We start from the raw sequence: 4,102 nt of genomic DNA, 5'->3' as shown, positions 1-4,102 counted from the left end.
CCACTCCTGCAGCTCCCGGATCCACCGCTCGCTGAGCTCCGGCAGCCGCCCCTCGACAGTCGCTTCGGCCAGCAACTGCGCCGTCTCCGGTGCAACCGTGTCGCGCCAACCCGTCTCTCGCCGGCGGCGGCGCGCGGGGCGGCGGCGGAGCGAACCAGGGCTGGCTCGGCGGCCAGCGACACCGAACTGGTTCCGCTGGAACGCAGGTCCGCCCATGTGACGCGCTGACCCGGAAGCGTTTAGCTGCCGCTCATCCCTGCGCGGGCTCGCCGAATCGACTCGGGAGGGATGGTGGTGCGGCGGAGAACGCGTTCGAGCCGGGCACGCGCGACGATGTGCCAGGCCCCTTCGGCTTCTGCAATGGCAAGGTCGGCATCGCTGGCGAGCGCGCCGGCCCGCATTCCATGCCGACGAGGAGGGCAGGCCCGGCACGACCTCCGCACTCGAAGATCGTGGCCTCGATGTCAGGATGGGTGCGCAGCGGGGTGGGGCCACAACGTGTGATGGCTGTGATCGCGGCGTTCCCGGAATCCTGTGCGGTGGACGCCAGCAAACTGACGAATGCGTCGGCCCCGTCCGCGTCATCGGCGATCGAGGTCGCCAAGGCGCCGATGGCGGCGATCCAGTCCGCCGGTGCATCGCGACTGCCTCGGACGAGGTCGATCCAGACCGAGTGTGAGCTTGCGTCGCTGGACGGGACAGAGTTGGATCGGATCCCCGCGGAGCATGGGCGTCGGCACTTCGCAACGGCCAGGACCGCGGCTTCGTTTACAGGGACGTGACAGCCCGGACGATGTCGTCGGCGGCCGTTGCGCAGTCTGCGGCGAGCGTGGGATGCCTCGCCGCGATGGCCCGCAGGCGCGGAAGCGCGATGAGGGAAGGTCCCAGGACTCACCGTGGCGATGGCTTGTTGCTGCACCGCGGGAACGGGATCGTCGAGCAAGGCCAGGACCTCCACCTTGTCCTGCCAACTCTCGGATGTCGCGATGGCTCCCAGTCCGGCGATCCGCCATGCGGCATCTTGGTGTCGCAGGAGGCCGAGTGTGACTTCGGGTGAACTGTCGCCGTGCTGCCAGCAAGCCCGCGCCATCGCTGCCCACGCTGTCTCGTGACGCGAGTTGCGATCCCATGTGCGGAAACCGCGGACTCGCAGCAGTCCCATTCGGGAACTGAAGTCGGCGCGAGCCATTGCAGAGTCGCACCAGCCGCAGGCGATGGCCTCGGCCAGGGCGGCGATTTCGTCTGCCGCGCCGAGCTGCAGCATCTGCGCCACGGCGGCTTCTCCGCTGTCGCGGCCCAGTGTGAGCAGCGCAAGGGACCAGCGGTAGGTGCCTTGTTCGATGTCGGTTGAGCCCAAGTCGAGGAGGAACTTCTCACAGTCTCTACATCGTTGCACATCGCGTCGGCGCGACGATTCGGGGCGAGAGTCACGCGGCCTGTCGACGGACGTCGATGGAGGGGTGGAGCGAAACAACCTCTGAACCTCGGGCTGGGCGTCGGCTGCATCGACGCCGATACGGCCCAATACGTGCACCGCGAATGCCGCTGGGCGTTCCGGCAGTTAGTCCACTTGTGCTTCGGCCAGGGGTGCCCCCGCAGCGCCGGAACCGCGCCTGCACCCAGGGCAATGAGCGATGAGCAGGCTGTCAGTTCTCTGGCCGGCATCGACAGTTGGGCGACCAGTTGCCGCGGATCGGCACCGCCGTCGACATTGCGGCCGGAGCCGCAGACGACCAGGAGCAGGGCGATGGCGGCCAGGAGCAACGGACCTTGGGTTTCTGCATCGATCAGGATAGCCGTGGGCCCGGCCAGAGCTGGTTCAGGTGCAGTGGCCGCGATGCGCTCGCCTGTCCTCACCCCCGCGTGCCGCTTCGCCCCACCTTCACAACCCCATCACCGCCGCCGCCAACCCCGCAGGATCCTCCCGCCACCCCGCCACCCCCGCCCACCCCACCCCCCAACCCCACCACGGCCTCTGTTCCACCACCCCGCGCCCACCCCGGCGTCCTCCCCAACCCACCCCGCCAACCTCAACTCCGCGCCGCCCAAGAACTTCCGCGCGACCATCCCCAGCTTCCCCGCCGCCCGCATCGCCTCGTCCCGGCTGCGCACCCGGTTGACCACCACCTGCAGCGGGCGCCCGCGCAGGTGCAGCACCTTGCACAGCGCGTGGGCATCGGTGAGCGCCGCCGTCCGGGGTCGTCACGGCGAGCACGACATCCGCGCGCTCCGCGGCGCCAGCGTCGCCGGGCCGATGCCGGCGCCCGTGTCGCAGACCACCAGATCGAAGCCGTTCGCCAGCTCCGCGATCGCGTCGATCGCCGCCTGCAACAACCCGGGGTCGCCGCCGGCCAGCGTCGTCGAACCCGAACGGCCCAGCACGACCTTCAGTCCGCCGGGACCATCGAGAACTGCATCGCCAGCGCGGCACCGGCCCGTCGCCACGTCTTCGAGATCCCAGCGCCCGGCGAGCCGCAGGTGCACGCCGACGTTGCCGCAACCCGGATCGAAGTCGACCAGCAGCGTGCGGTGGCCGGAGCGCGCGAACAGGGCGGCGAGATTGACCGCCAGCGTCGTCTTGCCGACCCCGCCTTTCGCGCCCGCGATCGCCAGCCACGGCGCCTCTTCGCGGGGGCCGCGGGGGCGCGGCAGCGTGGACCGCGCCTGCTGGCCCAGCACCAGCGTCGTGCGCGGAGGCCCCTCCCGCGGCGCGAAGGCGGCTTCGGCCAGTTGCGCGGCGACGGCGGGGATGATGTCGGCCGGGACTTCCTGGCCGATCCCTGAGGTGCCAGAGCGGCAGGCCCTGTTCGATCGATCGCGGCGGCGCTTCGCCGGGGAGCCCGTCTCGTCCCACTTGGTCAGGCAGACGGCGTCGATGCCGAGCGGTTCGTAGGCGTCGAGCACGACGCGGCAGTCGCGGCGCGCGTGCCGGCCGCGAGGCACAGCAGGGTGGCGCAGCCGCCGGCGCGCAGGTTGCCTTCGAGCAGCGGCATCGCCTCGCGGTCGCGCGGGCTGCGGCCGGTCGTGTCGACGAAGATGCGGTCGCAGTCGCTGTGCTGTTGCGAGCAGGCGCCGCAGGTCGGTCGGCGTGAACGCGACCGTGGAACGGCGCGTCGAGCAGGTCGGCGAAGGCGCGCAGTTGTTCGACGGCGGCGACGCGGTAGGTGTCGAGCGTGATGATGGCGACCTTCTCCCCGCGGGAACGGGCGCGGGAGGCCAGTTTGGCCAGCGTCGTCGTCTTGCCGACGCCGGTCGGGCCGACGAGGGCGATCGTGCGGAAGCGCGCGAGCGCGGTCTTCGATGCCGGGTTCGGTGCGGACGAGCGCGGCGAGCATGCGGGTCGCGAGGGCGGCAGCGCCGGGTCGCCGGGGCGCGAGAGGTCGACCTGGTGCCGAGCAGCGCGCTTCGACGGCGCGCAGCACCGTCGCGGAGAGCCCGAAGTCGGTCGCCTGGTCGGCGAACGGTTGGAAGCCGCGCGTCCACTTCGACTGCTGGGGCAGGGCGCTGGCCTGGTCGCGCTTGACGGGGGCTTCGGGGCGAGCTGCGACGACCAGGTAACCGGCGCGCGTCGGCTTCGTCTCGACGACGAGCGCGTCGGCGCCGCAGTCGCTGCGGACCGCGTCGAGCGCTTCGGCGAGGGTCTTGCGTTCGAATCGTTTGAGGAGCATGGCGTGGGGGGTGGATCAGGGGTGCATCACGACGCGACGGCGATCCGCTGGGTCGTCTCGACCTTCTTGGCGGGCGTCGTCTCCTGGTAGGACACGACGGCAGCGTTGGGGATCACGCCCGCGATCGCTTCGGCGAGGAAGGGACGCAGGTTGGCGCGCGTGACGAGCACCGGATCGCGGCCGCTGCGCGCCATCGCCGACAGCGCTTCGGCGGTGCGGTCGACGAAGCGGCCGAGGAAGCCGGCGGGCAGGTTGGCCACGCCGTCGTTGCCGGCGAGCGCCTCGGCGAGGTTGCGTTCGAGTTCGGGATCGAGGAACGCCGCGTGCAGCGTGCCGGCCGGATCGAGGTGCGGTTCGACGATGATGCGGGCGAGGCGGGCGCGCACGTGCTCGACGAGCCGCTGCGGCTCCTTCGTCTCGGGCACGCGTCGGCG

Annotated in this window: 3 protein-coding genes and 1 pseudogene; all 4 read right to left on the bottom strand. The window is 71.3% G+C overall.

The annotated features are described in order from the left end of the window. Positions 1 to 250 precede the first annotated feature (250 nt). The 4 genes and pseudogenes from IPN47_23935 to IPN47_23920 all read right to left on the bottom strand — a co-directional run bounded on the left by IPN47_23935 (position 251) and on the right by IPN47_23920 (position 4,054). Positions 251 to 1,357 (bottom strand): hypothetical protein, encoded by a 1,107-nt coding sequence (locus IPN47_23935; protein ID MBK9411031.1) that lies wholly within the window; start codon positions 1,355 to 1,357, stop codon positions 251 to 253. A gap of 845 nt (positions 1,358 to 2,202) precedes the next feature. After that, positions 2,203 to 2,778: an AAA family ATPase gene (locus IPN47_23930; protein MBK9411030.1), complete on the bottom strand. Its 576-nt coding sequence runs from the start codon at positions 2,776 to 2,778 to the stop codon at positions 2,203 to 2,205. A gap of 298 nt (positions 2,779 to 3,076) precedes the next feature. After that, positions 3,077 to 3,355 (bottom strand): annotated as a pseudogene (locus tag IPN47_23925) (type IV secretion system DNA-binding domain-containing protein). Positions 3,356 to 3,694: 339 nt separating this feature from the next. After that, positions 3,695 to 4,054 (bottom strand): FHIPEP family type III secretion protein, encoded by a 360-nt coding sequence (locus tag IPN47_23920; protein ID MBK9411029.1) that lies wholly within the window; start codon positions 4,052 to 4,054, stop codon positions 3,695 to 3,697. Between the last annotated feature and the right edge of the window lie 48 nt (positions 4,055 to 4,102).

It is taken from the genome of Gemmatimonadota bacterium (assembly GCA_016719105.1).
Taxonomy (GTDB): domain Bacteria; phylum Gemmatimonadota; class Gemmatimonadetes; order Gemmatimonadales; family Gemmatimonadaceae; genus SCN-70-22.
The sequence above is the reverse complement of the archived record's forward strand: the minus strand, read 5'-3'. Positions and strand labels throughout refer to the sequence as shown.